This window comes from Microtetraspora sp. NBRC 16547 (genome assembly GCF_030268965.1).
Taxonomy (GTDB): domain Bacteria; phylum Actinomycetota; class Actinomycetes; order Streptosporangiales; family Streptosporangiaceae; genus Microtetraspora.
Genome location: NZ_BSSE01000006.1, coordinates 66,597 through 82,141, shown reverse-complemented (window position 1 = coordinate 82,141; position 15,545 = coordinate 66,597). Strand labels below are relative to the sequence as shown.

Here is a 15,545-nt window from a genome sequence, read left to right as displayed (position 1 = left end):
GAGACTCCATTGGAGTCGGGCGAGGAGGAAGCTCGTCGGTATCCCCGACAAGCCAGCGTAGGAAGCCGATGATGTGTGCGTTCATATCAGAGCCCATCGCGGCGACGGCCGCCTTGGCTCGCCCATGGAGCTCTGGATCCGGGCGATACACCGCGGAAGCGTACTTGTGCTTGTTGGGCATGACTCCACCATGTCACGGTGGCCAGCCACCGTAAACAGAGAGTATGCTTGCCCAGTCATGGGGAGCTTCAAAGGTGTATCAGCAGTCAAGGCGTGCGAGTTCTGCCGCTTCTGACATCCCCTCAGCCAGGAGACAACGTGCACGCCGTCGAAATTGTTGACCTATTCGCCGGACCCGGCGGACTGGATGTGGCGGCGACCTGGCTCGGTATCCCCGTGGTCGGCATCGAACTGGACGACAATGCGTGTGCCACGCGAAAAGCAGCCGGACTGCGCACCACGCAAGGGGACGTGTGCGATTGGGGACCCGAAAACTTCCCGAAAGCCAATGTCCTCGCAGCTGGTCCCCCATGCCAGACCTATACGGTGGCAGGATCGGGCACCGGCCGCCAGGATCTCAACGATGTGCTTACCTTCGCAAAGCGCATGGCCAACGGCGAGGATGTCACCGCAGATCTAAAGAAGCTTTCGGACCCACGAACGGCTCTGGTGCTGGAACCTCTTCGATGGGTAATCAGGGCGATAGAAAATGAACGCCCCTACGACGCAATCATCTTGGAGCAGGTACCAGCTGTCCGGCCAGTCTGGGAAGTGATGGATGAAATCCTCACGGGCTTGGAATACTCTGTGGACCACAACGTGCTGCGCACGGAGGAATACGGAGTGCCGCAGACTCGTCGTCGCGCAGTTCTGATCGCCCGACGAAAGGACAAGGGCAAGGTCGACGTGACGTTGCCCGCAGCGACTCATCACCCGTACCGCAAGGGGGTGCCTCGCCCCGAGGAAGCCGGAGGCATCAAACCTTGGGTGACGATGGGGGATGTGCTGCGACGGCCGAATCCTTTCGTCGTCGTCTCCAATTACGGCACCGGCGGCGACCCCAAAGCCCGTGGCCTACGCAAGTCCACGGAACCATCTGCCACCGTCACCGGAAAGATCTCACGCAACCGGGTGATCGCACCCGACAGCACCATGCTTCCCCGCTTCACTCCTGCAGAGGCAGGACAGCTCCAAACCTTCCCTGCCGACTATCCATGGAGTGGTCGCGACATCGCCCAGCAGATCGGCAACGCCATTCCTCCGCTGCTCGCCGCCCACGTTCTTGTCGCAGCGCTCGACCTGGACCCCAAGCTTCTCAACAAATGGACAGCTCCACGTCTGCCATTGTGGTTCGAGACTGTAGGCCAATGAATCCCATGTGCCAGATGGGGTGGACGTTCCGGCATGCCCCCCTGCCGCGGGAGAACTGATCCACCCTGAGCGCGAGCCTTGCTACGGCAATTGCCTGGTTCGCGCCACAGCCGTCAGGAACGGCAGGCCCACCGTAGAAACTGACTGAGCGCCGATCACCAACTCAAGATCTGCGCTGATCGCCGTTTTTACCAGAGGGCGGATTGATTAGGGCTTCCAGGCCCGTTTCTGGCTTCCGACAGGAAGATCCGCTGCTCCACAGAAAGCCCCGAAGGCATCGAGAGTAGGATCCTCTCTGCGAGCCGAATTGTTTCGGCGATTGACGGCGCCTCAATCAATATCAACTTAGGCCGCTCATAGTCGAAGTTGAATCCACATCCTGAGGCTCGGACCAGCGGAACCAGATGCTCTGCATGCTCCGAAGTACACCACCGGCCTATCGGACCATGGCCGCCTCGGCGGCTCGTACGTATGGCCTCTGCAGCTAGCAGTCGGCACGCATCCATAGGCGGCTAGCGCGTGAACGAGCCCTGCAACCCCAAGCTCCAGCCCCTCCAGGTCAGGAGGAACATCGCCGGTGATCTCGAACATGAGATCTTCACAGACGTGGCCAAACTCAACTCGATCCGCGTTCTCTGGGTCGGGGAACTCGACGGCAGAGGCGACTGTCTCGAACTCGTGCGGGTCACGGGAAGCCTCATCTACGAGACGGGCGAGATTGAGCTCTGATTTCAGAATCTCGAAGGCGAACCCCGTCGTGACGTCACGAATCGACCATGTCTCATGGAAGTAGCCAAGTCCGGACTCATCATCATCCGGGTCGGGGCTCGGCAACCAGAGGGTTGCCTCCGGAGGAAGCTCGAGTTCTGGCTCGAAGGAAGATTCCGGGACCATCGGACACAGCTTCGCACTGCGCTCCCTTCTTCACAACCTCATTTCCCCCGTAGTTATCCGCTGTCCAGGCTCCGCCCAGGCGGGGCTGGCGTTTCAATCTCCGCCGGCGAGAGAACAGGTCCTCGACTGTGGCCAGGTACAGCGTTCCTTCATCGGTGTCGATGCTTGTGCCGTCGCCGACCCACAACACGTCCGACGCGACCGTGGTGAACGTGCGGCCGACCAGGTCCGGCGCCGCTCGCCGTTTACCCTGCCGGGTCAGCGACCGGCGCTTCCTGGGCAGGCCGTGACCACGGCCCTCGTCAAACGCTAACGGTCAGAGCCATTGACGTTATCTCAGCGTGATCGAATCGGACAGTAAGGCTTCATTGGGCAGGAGCGATCACGCTCGGACAGGAGATCGGGGATCACGTGGGGGCCGCACGGTCTTCTCTCATGATCAAGACTTCGACAACCTCCATGATCGCTAAAGTCGCGCCTGCTTGCGTATCCCGGCCAACCTCCTCGCAAGATCCGGGCATTAGGCCTTAAACCACAACTACGCCGGAGCCCTGGTTCCTTTCCTGGTTCGGAATAGCCTGCCATCCTTCGCTGTCCCGTACTCGGTATTGGCTTGCGCAGCGTCGGATATTCGACAAAACGTCCCATATTGGTCCGCCCTGAGAGTAACGTCCGGCACGTCGAACATCAGTCCAAACGAGACCTCGGCATCGGCGTATAGTTGCTCGCCAGACACTTCAGGACGTGGCGTTGTGGAGGTTAGGTGAGCGAGGACGTCATTCTCCGCTTTCTCACCCACGGTCTAGTTGACGTGGGTGGAGACGACACCAGGCTCGCAAAGATCCAGCAGACGACGGGCAGTCTTGTGGGCGTTCTGAAGAAAGCCCCATCCAAGGCTGTGCCCTTCTCTCTGGTTGCTTTCGATCCGCGGGTTCCCAAGGACGACCCGATCGTCATCGAAGCACTGGAGGCGCTGAAGAAGCAGTGGACTACCTACGCCAACGTCTTCGCCAGCACACCGATGGCCGTTGTCCGCGCGATGCTCTTGGACGCCCTGGTCAAGGCGGCGGCAGCCGACGAACGCATCGGGGTGGCCTTTGTCGCGCTAGCCAGAAACGCCCTTCCGCACTTGGAAACGGGCGATGAGCAGGCGATCTGGTCCGACATCGTCAACGACGTAGAGGCCGTCGTCAATAGACGAGCCGAGGAGGAGTGGGCGGCGCCTGCCTCGATCACAGTTCCGTCGATTTCGTTCGACCTGGTGAACTCCGACCCGATGATCCAGCTGACCGTGAAGCAGACTGACCGCGTCGAGCTTACCAACCAGTACCGGGCGGCTGCGGGCGCGACGTTCCACCAGCCGCGGACGGGATCAGACGTAAGCACGAACGGCAACCCTCACCATGCAAGCAGTAATCCCGCGCAATGGGTGACGGAGTTTGGCGAGCGCATGGCCAATGCCACGGCCGACGTCATTGAGAACGCGGTCGAAAACGCCGAGGTGGAGCAGGAATCTTTGACGGAAGCTCTGAAGACGCTGATGGCTAGCGTCTCCGGCCACGTCGAGCAGGCTCTCAAGTCGGTGAGTGGTGCGACAGCGGGACTTGAGCGGCGAACCAACCTCCTCTGGTGGAAAGAGGCACTGTTCTCGCCCTCCACCCGGCTCTCTTACCGCGAGATGTCACCCGAGGTCGCAGTAACGCTGATGGCTTTCGACCTGCATCGGCAGGTCCCCACGTTCACCCCGGCGAGCGTGACGGCTTTTCTTTACGAAACCGTCCTGCGACTTCCTGCGGTCGATGTCCGGAAGACCAGCACGATCCGCGACCTGGTCCTGATTGCGCAGGATGACGCCACCTTGGTCGCGCTCCGTGACGCTGTCGCCGAATGGATCGCCGCGCCAGCGGGCCGCGTGCCACTCTTGTCGTTGCTCGCCCACCCCGAGGTCGCTGTCTCCCTTGACGTGAACGAGTTCCACCGGCTGACGGGGCTGGCGCCAGATACGGAGTTCTCCCTACCGGAATGGGCTGCCTGGATCTTCCGTGAGCTTCAAGCGGTCCGAGCGGTTGCCGACCAGACCACCTCCAAGCGGCGCGGCCGGACGGGCTGAGCGAGTTGAAACGATGCCCGCAAAACCACTGCTTCGCTCCGGAGACCACCTGTGCTCTGGGCCAAATTGAACTCGCCGATTGCCCCGACTGGACCGCTGACCCTACGTTGAAGGCAACCGAGGATGAAGCAGATGACCACTTTCTGCTGCCCTGGTCGGGAGGCGCTTTGGGGCTCGCCGACCTCGCCTTCGTGGCAGGCCGCGCTCGACCTATGATCATTGGGATCATCGGACCGGCAAACGCGGGCAAGACGACGCTGCTCGCCGCCTGGTACCTACTGCTCGGCCGGGGTGAAGCTCACCCCACCGACCGTCGTTTCTCCGGCTCGTTCTCGCTGGAAGGATGGGAAACCGTCGCGGGATCGCTGCGCTGGGCACCTGGTCGGATGCCGAGTTTTCCTCCGCACACGACCAGTCGCGGGGACCGCGCTCCAGGACTCCTCCATCTGTCATTCATTGAGGAGGGGCAACGTCGTTCGACTGACTACTTGTTCACAGATGCGCCGGGTGAATGGTTCCAGCGATGGGAAAGTAACCGTGACGCAGCGCAGGCCGAGGGGGCGCGTTGGATCGCCGATCATGCGGACATCCTGCTGCTTATTGCGGATCGTGGGGCGCTCGCCGGGGAACGCCGGGGTGCAGCCCGTGGCTCTTTCCAGCGACTGGCTCGTCGGCTGGCCGCCGAGCGCAGAGAGCGCCCTGTAGCGCTCGTCTGGACTAAGGCAGACATCGAGGTCGAACCAGAAATGGAGCAAGCGGTTCAACAGTCTGTGCTGCAGCTGATGCCCGACGCTGCGGAATTCTCTGTCAGTGTCCTGGAGGCCGAGACCGGCTGGACCGCGCTCCTCGACTGGGTCCTTCAGGCGCGACGGCCCGGGGTGGTACTCCCGACCCATCTGGCAAAAAGCGACGACCCATTTTTCCTGCTTGGCGCGGTCCCGGCATGAGTGTAACCGGCGACTCTGTCCTGCTGATCGGCGAGAGCGGGGTGGGAAAGACGCACTACGGTGCCCAATTGCTTCGGCGGCTCATGAACGGTGATGGCCTCCTCCGCATGAACGGGCAGGCAACGAACCTCGATCCATTCGAGGCCGCACTTGCGCGTCTCGACGAAGGAATGTCCGCCGATCACACGGCGACCTCGACCTATGTGGACAGTCTGTGGCCTGTTTCCAGCGCTCGAGGGCGGCAGGCGGATCTCGTCTGGCCCGACTACGGCGGCGAGCAGATCAGATCAATGATCGCATCGAGACGTGTGCCTACTGCCTGGGCGACGCGGGCACGAGACGCTAAGGCTTGGCTGCTCCTCATTCGGCTTCAGGCGATCAGGACGAGCGACGATATCTTCTCTCGCCAGCTCGCCGATCTTCGTGACTCTCCTGCCAGCGATGGTGGCGGACGGACTTCGGATCAGGCTCGGCTCATCGAATTGCTGCAAATGCTGATCTATGTGGCGGGCGTAACGGGAGGAAGCCCTATCGATCGGCCGCGTCTCGGCGTGCTCCTCACCTGTTGGGATGAACTCGACCCCGAACAGGACCCGGGAACCGCCCTGGCAAGCGCGCTGCCCATGCTCTGGGACTTCCTCCATTCGAGTTGGCGTACGCCGTCCGTCATGGGGTTGTCGGCCTTGGGCCGGGCCCTCAAGCCGGACGTGCAGGATGACCAGTACGTGGCTCACGGAGCCGAGCACTTCGGCTATGTGATCCGCACGGACGGCTCGCGGTCACCCGATCTGACCGAGCCTATTCACATGCTCCTGGACGAAACGGAGCAACCAGGCGCGCAGGGAACTCGAGAGTGATCGTCGAACAGGCTCTGTTCGGCGAGGTGCATGGCGGCCACGGCCTGCGCGCCGCCGGCGGCAACATACCCGCAGACCTCGCGCCACGCCTCGACCTGCCCGACACAGCGCCGCGCGGCGTGCGCTGGCAGCCCTTCCTCCGTGGCTTCCCTCGGGGCGACCTCTATGTCCTCGCACGTACTTTCCCTGATCCCAGAGCTGACAGGTCAGGCATGGTCCTGACGCATGCGCTGATGGCACCGCTGGAAGAACTCATCGCCACACCCGATCTCCGACCGCTTATCGCCGCCTTGATCGTCGCACCCGCGGACCTCCGGACATTGGAGGTTGGGCCAGGAACCGCCCTTCCACCGGAGGCACCCGATCTAGCGCAAGCGGCAGCCGCGCTCACAACGCACGGGAACGGCCCCATCGTCCGAGCCGAGATCGACGGTTTCGATGATCTGGTGGCGTCCCTTTGGGGGAGGCTCTGGCCAGAGATACGCCGCACCTTCGCCTTCCGACTGAGCTTCGGCCCCACCGACCTAGTCGAAACGCCTCAACCCGCGCTGATCTGCACGCCCCCCGAGCTGGTATCCCGCTGGAACGGGCATCGACTAATCAGCCCTGAGAGCCCAGTCGCGTCCTCACCCGCAGCAACCCTGCTTTGCGGGCGTCCTGAAGGTGACGTCCTGCGCGTCTTCGGAGAAGAAATTGGTGCGGCCCTCAAGAGCTTCGGTGATCTCGCCCTCCTGGAAAGCACCTATCTGTTCTCCACCTCGGAGCCCGAGATCTTCAACAACGTTCTCGCTGCTGTGCGGCTCACCCAGCGGCTGTCGCCCGATCCTGATCACGGTTCCGCTGGGAAAACTCGCCTGCTGAGCCGCCTGGTCGGGCAGATCCGCGAGGCGTCGGCTGCGGAGGCTTTGACCCTGCGCAACCTCAACCTCACAGGATTCGCCGAAGCACGGCCTGTTTGGACTGCACTGTCCGAATGGCTGGTGACGAATTCCTTCCCCGCAACTCAGGACGAGTCCTTCCGTGTGATGGTCGCGAATATGGCGAACCCGTCCCAAAGCGTTCCGGACTGGCGAATCGCAATCCTGAATGGCCTGTCGACCGCTGCCCGCACAACGGAGCGCCTCGCTTTCGCGTTCTGGCGATGGAGCACGGCTGACCCGACGATCGTCCGCCCATTGTGCGAGACGGCCCGAGCCGACGATGCGTTCGAAGATTTCCTCGTCGAAACCGCCCCTGACGACCTGGCAACCGCGGCTGCCCGCGAAATCCTCGACTTCGCTAGGGAACGGCAACTGCACCGGCTGCACGGCGTAACGGCATCCGCCGCCTTCAGCCCGGTCGAGGCCGCACGTATGCAGGTCGCGGTCGAACCGCCGCCCGCAGTGGCAGGCTTGCGCCTGGCACTTAGGAACGCCGCTCCCGCCGAGGTCATCGGCTGCGCGGTCGACATCGGCGACTCCCGGATAATCGACATGGCGGCCAAAGCCGTCGCTGCCACGCCGGAGCTGCTCACTTGTGTGGACCTTTCGGAACCGACCGCACGCGCGATCTGGACTGCCTCACTGGGGCAGAATCCGGACGCCTGGCGCGGCCCGATCGACCCACGCGCCACCTTCGAAACGATCCTCCTCGATCTCCTCGACGGCCGCGCCGTCGAAGCCGATCTCATCAACCATCTGTCGCTCACGCCGCTGGCCGACCTGTCCCGCTTCACCCGCCGCGTCGAGCTCTGGCCGCAGCTGCGCGACCCGGCAAGGACCCAGCTGCTGCGCGCCACCGCCAGCGGCTGGCTCACCCATGCACCGCAGGAAATATCCGTACCGGAAGCCGAGCTCCAGGTCGCCCTCCGTGGCAATCCAGAGCTCGACAAGCTGCTCGACCAGCTCGACGGCGAGGCCGTCCGGATCATGGCGATGCTGGCTGATTTCGAAGAGCATCGATTCCTGCTGTGGCTACACCGCGCGACCACCCGTATCCACGAATTCTCCACGAGTGACTCAGTGGCGATCGGTCATCTGGTGCGAGATCGCCGTTGGAAGCCTTCCGCCGACGAGCTACTGCGGATGCTGGAACGCGGACGGGAGGACGTTCGGCCCGCGCTGCGCACCTGTGCATCCCTATTTGGGATGTTCGACCGTTGGCGTCACCGCCTGTCTGAGATCAGCTCGGATGAGAAATGGGACTTGCTTGAGGAGCTAGTCGCGCAGCTATACCCGACCGGCCCCGGCCACGACGGCTTGTGGGAACGGTCAGGCGGCCACGACGCCGACCTCGCCTCCCACCAAAACGGCCGCGGACAGTGGCGCGAAACGCTCATCCGGATCCGCCGCGGCAGCGGAAGGCCTCCAATCGGACAACTCCTGAACACTATGCGGGAGGACTACCCCGCGAACGTCTCACTGACCTTCCTGGCTGGCGAGAGAGAGTTCGAAGGCCGCCGATGACCGTTTCCATCTATGGAGGTATGGATCCTTTGATCTTCAACCAAGGCCGTGCGCTAATCGTTGGCGTCGCTGACTATCCCGGAAACCATGCACTTCCTGATGCTGTGTTGAACGATGCCCGGGATACCGCTGCGGTGCTCCAAGCACCCGAATACTGCGGTTTCCCGCCCGATAACGTCCGACTCCTAGTCGACGGGGAGGCCACCCTCGACGCCCTCCGCACCGAGCTGGGCGAACTCGCCTCGTCTGCCCGACCAGACGACACGGTCATCATCTTCTTTTCCGGTCACGGCGGCAGGTTCGATCACGGCGGCGCTGAGACCAGCGCCCTGATTCCCGTCGACTTTCGCGACGACAACATGCAGGGCACCACGCTACTGGAGGCTGAGTTCTCCACCGCCCTTGCCGCCATTCAGGCGCGACGACTGCTCGTCCTCCTTGACGCCTGTCATTCCGGGGGTGCGAGCACCCTGAAGGGTGGTCGCGCCGGGAACCTCCGTCCCGGATTCGACGAGAAGTCACTCCAGCGCCTCGCTCAAGGTACCGGACGGGTGGTTATAGCTTCCTCTCGGGCGACCGAGTTCTCCTATGCCCTGCCAGGCGCCCGCAACAGTATCTTCACCGAATGCCTCCTCCAAGCGCTCAGGGGCGGTGCGCACACTAGAGGCGACGGGCTTATCCGTGTCTTCGACCTCTTCAATCACATCTCCGGGCATGTTCCTCAAGCCCACCCTGACCAGCATCCCGTTCTCAAAGCCACGGATGTCGAGGACGATTTCCCCATCGCCCTCGACCTTGGGGGGAGGAAAGCTGTCGCGGGCGCGACGCCTGTCCCGCTCGACCGATGGCGCGAACTCGAGGCAACAATGGCAGACCTCTATCCCGCCGGCCCCGCCGATCAGGACATCTGGCTCCGGTCCGGTGGCGACCTCTCCCGCCTTAGGCTCGCCGGAACAGGCCGCGCGACGTGGTTCTCCGCCCTGCGCACTCTGCAACGCGGAGGCGGCGGCCCTCAGATCAGTATCGGAACCCTGGTCGCGACCGCGCTCGACGACTTTCCCCACCACCAGGAACTCGCGTCCTGGCTGCCCTGATAGATCGACCAGCCTCCTAAATATCCGCCAGCGGTGAGTGCTCCTGTCGGTAGGGCCGTTCCATGTCGCTTGGTCCCAATGCCGTCCCATGAGAGGCATCAACTTAACAGCCATCTCGCGTTTTAGCAGGTCAAGGAGGAAATCCACCTGGGAAGCCGCTGTGCTTCCTAAACCTGGTGTCGTAGGTTCGATTCCTGCCGGGGCCTCACACCTGCGGCACCATAACAATCGAACGCCAAAGCTTTCAGCGATCTGATCATGTCTCGACGTTGTCAGCGTCCCCGCGCCGCGATAGGTCCAACCCCCTCGCGTCAGCTCAGCTCTCCTGCGGTTCCGGCGCTCTTGACCAGGCGGCCCCAGCGCGGGCTGCGGGCAAAGGCCCGGGCAATCGCGACGCCGCTGGGCAGATCTCCGCCTGCCTCACGGTTCTGCTGCGCCCACCGCCAGGCCTCTCGCTGCAAACTACGGCCGTTCCCGTTGTCCTCATGGGACAAGTTCTTATCGCCTTGCTGCCCCATGTGGTCGGCATCGGCATCGGTGGCAGGATCAGGGCTAAGAGCAGAGAGATTTCGAGCCCTTGCCTGTCCACGCGTGTACCGGCGGATCTGCGACATCAAGAGCTCGTAGCTACCGATCAAGGCCGCGCTCGGCCAGGCGGCGATGATGCGGCCGATCAGGCTTGGTTCGGCGACGTTCGCGCCGAGGCTGGCGAGGCTTCCGACCACGAGCAGGCTCCACGCCAGGAGGCCGCCGCGGGAGCCGCACCGGTTGGCCAGGAGAATGGACATCGAAGCAACGACGATCAGGCCGTCGACGGCGAGCGGGATGAGCACCGCCGCCAGGTGATCCTCACTATGCCGCAGGCAGAGCTCGTGGATGTGCCTGAACGAGACGACCGCCGCGATCGCCGCCAGTAGGAAAACACCTGCGATCGTCGTACGCCGGATGCGATGGTCCGCCGAGGTGAGATCGGCTTCCACAGCTACTCACCTCTGTCCGAGCAGGAAGCGGGTGGTGAGGGCGAACGGATGTGCAATTGGTTCGCCTCCCCCCACCGTCATGAACTCCCATATGCGGGGAGGTCTACGGATCGGCTGCCCAGCACCAATTGGCGGCGCCGACGAACCAGCGAGGAACACCACCATGAAGTTCCTGCCTCTTCTCGGCCAGGCCTGAACACCTGCCCTTCTCCTGATCAGCTCCTCCTCCTGGTGAATCGACATCTCGGTGCATACGGGGTGGCTTCGTTCACCTTGACGACCTGTTCCGAATCTTCGAGAACGCATCCAGCGCGGTCTCGTCGGCATCGTCCAAGGTGTGCAGGTACTTCTCGGTGGTGGCGATGGAGGCATGGCCGAGCCGCTCCTTGACCACCTGCAGGTCCGCACCGCCGGCCAGCAACCATGAAGCATGAGCGTGCCGCATGTCGTGAATGCGCACGTTGATCCCCAAGTCGGCTTCCTTCAGTGCGGGCTTCCAGACCTGCCGCCGGAACCAGTCGGCCGGGATGTGGCCGTCGGTATCGCGCTGCCGAGGCTGGCGTGGGTCGTCCCTCCCTTCCTCACCTCGGCGTTTCGCCCGGTACTGCGCGAAAGCAGCGCGGCAGTACTCGCAGCGACACTTGCCCGCGTTGTACGCAGACAACGTCCCATGCTTGTACGTCTTGCCATTCTCGTTCGGCTTGGTCCAGCCGAGCGTGTCCACATCGAGAGACGCCTTGGTCCGCGAACGAGCCCGCGGAACGTGCTTCCAGGTGAAGAGCAGGTCGTCGCGATCCAGCCCTTCGCTCCTGACGTGCTCCTCGAGCTTCTCGACCATCTGCCGACTCAGCTTGAACCGGCGGAACTCCTTGTCCTTGGGATACTCCTTGACGATGAAGCGCCCTCCGGTCGGGTGGAACTTCGGGTTGACCTCGACCACGGCGCGGCTCACGGTCAGGATCCGGGTTCTCGTGTTGAGGTCCTTCATCCGGAGTTCGGACAGCTCTCCCCACCGAAGCCCGGTCTCGATCGCGGTCTCGATGAGCAACTGCGTGTCGCTGTCGGGCAGAGCTTGATAGAGCACGTCGAACTGCTCGGGTGTGATCACGGTCCGGGGCTTCACCGCAACGGTCGGCGTTCTCACACCTCGGCACGGGTGAATGTACGTCACCTGGTCGTTCAGCGCGGTCGTGAAGATTACGCTGAGCAGGACCTTGGCGTACTTGATGGTCGGTGCCTTGACGCCGTCGTCCTTCAGCTTGGCGATCCACGCCCTGACGTGCTCGGGAAGGATGTCGACCATTCGCATGGGGCCGAAGGTCGGCAGGATATGCCTGTTCAGCGTGTACGTGTAGCTCTGCATGGTCGACGGCTCCACCTGATGGTTGGGGAGCCAGGTGTTCTTCACGTACTCATCGAAGGTCTGCTTGCCTCGGCTGGGATGGCCGATTTTCCCCTGGTCCATACGGGCTTCGGCCTGCTGCCATGCCTTGTCCGCCGCCCGCTTTGATGAGTAGGTGCCTGCTGAGACGACGTTTCCGCGTATGTCCTTGTAGCAGGCTGTGTAGCGAACCCGGCCGCGCGAGTCGAGCCGTTTGAACGAGTAGCCCAAGTAACCCCCTTGATCGTCCGTTAGTGCCGCGTTAGTGGACCCTGCACCAGGAGCTAACATTCGGCGGGACCACGTAACACTCACACTATGGCTTCTACCTGGGGTTTTACACAGATCGTGACGCCTTAAACATCTTCTATTGAAGCAGCGCTCGCGGTTCGGGACGAAGAGGCCGTGGGTTCAAATCCCGCCACCCCGACCCGATAGATGCAGGTCAAGGGCCTGATCGCTGGAAACAGCGGTCAGGCCCTTGATCGTTTGACCGTCGGTCTGAACGCCTCCAGGGGTCACCGACAGGTTCAAATGAGTTTTCCTGGGCATCATGATCACGCCGCCGTGATCGGCTCTCCGCGGATAGTCATTCAAACGAAGTCCGGTGACCGTGCCCGTCCAATGCACGCAAGCAGACGGCCGCTCACGCCTGTCGCACGTGAGCTGGACTTCATGAGCTGTTGCCCGTCGCTCCACGCGCTCGCTCTCCTCGATCGCCACATCCAAAGGGCGAGGACCTCAGCGCGCGCGATGACTTGCCCGAACATCAGTCGGCGTAGGTCCTGTTTGATCGAGGACCCGTCGGGATCTCGACCGGCATAAGAACGGTGGTGAGGGTCGGTTGCCTACGCGAGCAGTGAGGTCACACGCTGGCAGGTCATTCCCGCCATGAAACACTCCCGATCTCAGGGTGTTCGAGGCCAGCGTCCCGGCTTCCCGAGACGCAGACGACTACCGCGTTCATGTGGACGGCGCCCATGACGGAGCTCTCTCATCGGAGCCCGACGCCGGTGATCTGCGGGCGCGGCGTCAGTCCGGAGACACAGTCACGATCACTTCTGCCCTGACTGGGTCGCCGTCCGCGGTCATCGCCGTCGGCAACGACCGCCAGTTCGCCGGATGACGAATGGCCGGTCCTTGGCCTGGTAGACCTCGTAGGGCGCGATCGAAGGGTGCCGGTTGCCCATGATGCCCGGAACCCGGCTGGCGAGGGTGTACCCGGCGGCCTGATTGACCAGGCTCGACAGCAAGGTCGAGAGCAGATTGACCTCGACGTGCGTTACGGGTCCCGCGCCCGGGCAGCCGGTGAAGACCGGTGTGGCCCTGGTGGACGTCCTCACCGGCCCTGGCCAGATCACGTCCGGTCCAGGCTGAACAGCCAGCTCACCGGCCCGCTGGACCTACCACGAGACAGGCGGACACCCATCTGTCGCCGGATCGCATCTGATGCAATTGACGGCACTTGTAGCAATGAAGAAATTTCCAACGAAGTTGTGTCTGACCTGCGGTGATCCTGAACCCGTTGACTAAGAGGTCGCGCAGATCGGCGGTTGGTCAGCGTGGGCAGGGAGGGCGAGTGTCCCAGCGATAGGTAGTCCGGGCCCTACGGATGAGCGCCCAGCACATCACCGACGCCTTCGGCTGACCGTGCGGAGCCGCCGCCCGGCCTGCGGACGGCGGGCGGCATGCTCAACACCCTGCGCACTGCCCGAGGCGCGGCTCGTGAGGTCCCTCAGGCCGTGGACTCCGCCGACGCCGCTCTGCGCCAGGCCTGACAGCGCCGGTGGATGCGGCCGAGAGCGAACCGCGCGACTCTGCTTGATTCGGCCACCGCCCGCCCGCCGACGCCTTGCCGCAGCCGATCCAGACAGCCGGATTCAATCACGTAGGGTAAAAATTAGTCACCCTACGATGCTTAGGTGAATCGTGAACCATTCCAGTCGATTGTGGCGTCGCGCGGCCATTCTCTGGAAGGAGCCGGTGCTCCTGGCGCCCCTGGCGCTGACCGCCGTCGTCACCGTGGTGGCCGTTCTGACTCCGAGCCACCTCTACTTCAGCAGCTTTCTCGTGGTCGCCCCCGCTTTCGCCGCCTCGATGTGGCCGGTGGTCGAAACGGTGGCCCTCGGCCTGCTGGCCCTGGCCATCGACGTCCTGATCGCCGTAACCATCGCCCATCCGGAGGATTCGCACACCCACCTGTTCACCATCGCGGTGATCGCGGGTGTGACCGCCGCGGCCGCCTCCGCCAGCCATGTGCGCCAGCAGCGGGAGGAGACCCTCGCCCAGGTCCGCTCCGTCGCCGAGACGACACAGAAGGTCCTGCTGCGCCCTATGCCCCACCGCCTCGGCCGGTTGGACATCGACGCGCTCTACCTCGCTGCCGCGGCCCAGGCCCGTGTCGGCGGTGACTTCTACGAAGCGCTGGAGACGCCCCACGGCGTCCGCCTGATCATCGGAGACGTTCGCGGCAATGGACTCCCCGCGGTCGGCATGGCCTCGGCGATCGTCGGATGCTTCCGGGAGGCCGCGTACGACGAGCCGGACCTGGCGCGGCTGGCCCGCCGACTGGACGTGAGCATGAACCGCTACGTCACGCTGGTGTCCGGCGACGACCTGGAGTACTTCGCCACGGCCCTGCTCGCCGAGTTCCCCGACGACGGATCGGTGGTCGAAATCGTCAACTGCGGCCACCCCTCGCCGCTGCTGCTCCGCGCGGGAGCGGTCCGCGAGGTCACTCCCACGGCTCCCTCGCCGCCCATCAACATGGGCGCCCTGCTCGGGCAGGAGTATCACATCGACCCCCTTCCCTTCGCCGCCGGCGACCAACTGCTGCTGTACACCGACGGCGTCACCGAGACCCGCGACCGCACCGGCGCGTTCTTCCCGCTGACGCAGCGCGCGGGCCAGTGGAACGCGGACTCCCCTTCCCGGCTGCTCGAGCAGCTGCACAGGGACCTGGTCCACTACAGCCACGGCCGACTCGACGACGACATCGCGGCCGTCGCCGTCCGCGCGACGGACGACCGGCCGGGCGGCCCGTCCTCGCCGGGCCGCCCGTGACGGTCGCCCTCGGCGACGGCCGCCTTACCACCGGACGCGCGTAGGCCGATCAGCCCACCGAAGAGCCTGTAGGCCAATCAGACGAAACACGCCTAATAGCTACCGCCACTGGCCGTTCCGTTGTTGCTCAAACCCCTCGTCCCGGGGGAAAACCGCAGATAACCCAGCACGATGATCCGGCACCGCGCCAGCCTCCCGACGCCCGAGGCGGAAACGCCGCCGGCCTCGCCGGAGGAGGATCCGCCCTACCGGTCCGCCTGCCGCTGGTAGGGGCGCCCTTCACTCTCTGGCAACTTCGCCTCGTGAGCCTCCTTCGCCATGACATAGGCGTTACATGCGCTTTCAGTGATGCTTGCGTGCCTTTGGCGGTGAGTCTCGTTTTATGAGTGTAGGGCCGTGCGTCT

Annotated in this window: 12 protein-coding genes; 8 read left to right on the top strand and 4 right to left on the bottom strand. The window is 63.6% G+C overall.

The genetic code is table 11. The features are described 5' to 3' along the window. Window positions 1-318: 318 nt before the first annotated feature. From QSK17_RS11380 to QSK17_RS11345, 7 genes are all read left to right on the top strand, one after another. Entirely contained in the window at window positions 319-1,371 is a 1,053-nt protein-coding gene (locus tag QSK17_RS11380; RefSeq protein WP_285704605.1) for a DNA cytosine methyltransferase, read from the top strand. A gap of 519 nt (window positions 1,372-1,890) precedes the next feature. Then, entirely contained in the window at window positions 1,891-2,100 is a 210-nt protein-coding gene (locus QSK17_RS11375; protein ID WP_285704604.1) for a hypothetical protein, read from the top strand. A gap of 928 nt (window positions 2,101-3,028) precedes the next feature. Then, the gene (locus tag QSK17_RS11365) at window positions 3,029-4,375 is read left to right on the top strand and encodes a GTPase-associated system all-helical protein GASH (protein WP_285704603.1); all 1,347 of its coding nucleotides are present in this window, start codon (window positions 3,029-3,031) and stop codon (window positions 4,373-4,375) included. A gap of 107 nt (window positions 4,376-4,482) precedes the next feature. Next, window positions 4,483-5,322, top strand: coding sequence for a TRAFAC clade GTPase domain-containing protein (locus QSK17_RS11360; protein WP_285704602.1), 840 nt, complete (start codon window positions 4,483-4,485; stop codon window positions 5,320-5,322). Beyond that, window positions 5,319-6,179 carry a TRAFAC clade GTPase domain-containing protein gene (locus tag QSK17_RS11355; RefSeq protein WP_285704601.1) on the top strand — a complete coding sequence of 287 codons (861 nt, stop codon included), beginning with the start codon at window positions 5,319-5,321 and terminating at the stop codon, window positions 6,177-6,179. The genes QSK17_RS11360 and QSK17_RS11355 overlap by 4 nt, the downstream gene beginning before the upstream one ends. Further along, window positions 6,176-8,623, top strand: coding sequence for a GAP1-N1 domain-containing protein (locus QSK17_RS11350; RefSeq protein WP_285704600.1), 2,448 nt, complete (start codon window positions 6,176-6,178; stop codon window positions 8,621-8,623). The genes QSK17_RS11355 and QSK17_RS11350 overlap by 4 nt, the downstream gene beginning before the upstream one ends. Continuing rightward, on the top strand, window positions 8,620-9,717 hold the full coding sequence (locus QSK17_RS11345) for a caspase family protein (protein WP_285704599.1): 1,098 nt from the start codon (window positions 8,620-8,622) through the stop codon (window positions 9,715-9,717). The genes QSK17_RS11350 and QSK17_RS11345 overlap by 4 nt, the downstream gene beginning before the upstream one ends. Before the next feature lie 311 nt (window positions 9,718-10,028). On the opposite strand, the gene QSK17_RS11340 is transcribed toward QSK17_RS11345, so the two are convergent. The 4 genes from QSK17_RS11340 to QSK17_RS11325 form a co-directional block, all read right to left on the bottom strand. Further along, a complete protein-coding gene (locus tag QSK17_RS11340; protein WP_285704598.1) occupies window positions 10,029-10,697 on the bottom strand; it encodes a DUF2637 domain-containing protein in 669 nt (222 codons plus the stop codon). 268 nt (window positions 10,698-10,965) lie between these two features. Then, the gene (locus tag QSK17_RS11335) at window positions 10,966-12,393 is read right to left on the bottom strand and encodes a tyrosine-type recombinase/integrase (RefSeq protein WP_502889189.1); all 1,428 of its coding nucleotides are present in this window, start codon (window positions 12,391-12,393) and stop codon (window positions 10,966-10,968) included. Between the two features lie 96 nt (window positions 12,394-12,489). Then, window positions 12,490-12,801: a hypothetical protein gene (locus QSK17_RS11330; protein WP_285704597.1), complete on the bottom strand. Its 312-nt coding sequence runs from the start codon at window positions 12,799-12,801 to the stop codon at window positions 12,490-12,492. A 365-nt stretch (window positions 12,802-13,166) separates the two neighbouring features. Further along, window positions 13,167-13,439: a CoA transferase gene (locus QSK17_RS11325; protein ID WP_285704596.1), complete on the bottom strand. Its 273-nt coding sequence runs from the start codon at window positions 13,437-13,439 to the stop codon at window positions 13,167-13,169. 622 nt (window positions 13,440-14,061) lie between these two features. Between QSK17_RS11325 and QSK17_RS11320 the strand changes: the two genes are divergently transcribed. Continuing rightward, entirely contained in the window at window positions 14,062-15,141 is a 1,080-nt protein-coding gene (locus QSK17_RS11320; RefSeq protein ID WP_285704595.1) for a PP2C family protein-serine/threonine phosphatase, read from the top strand. Window positions 15,142-15,545 lie beyond the last annotated feature (404 nt).

Coding starts and splice junctions, on each gene's coding strand:
- QSK17_RS11355 (WP_285704601.1), top strand. CDS start 5,319: ATGAGTGTAACCGGCGACTCTGTCCTGCTGATCGGCGAGAGCGGGGTG.
- QSK17_RS11345 (WP_285704599.1), top strand. CDS start 8,620: ATGACCGTTTCCATCTATGGAGGTATGGATCCTTTGATCTTCAACCAA.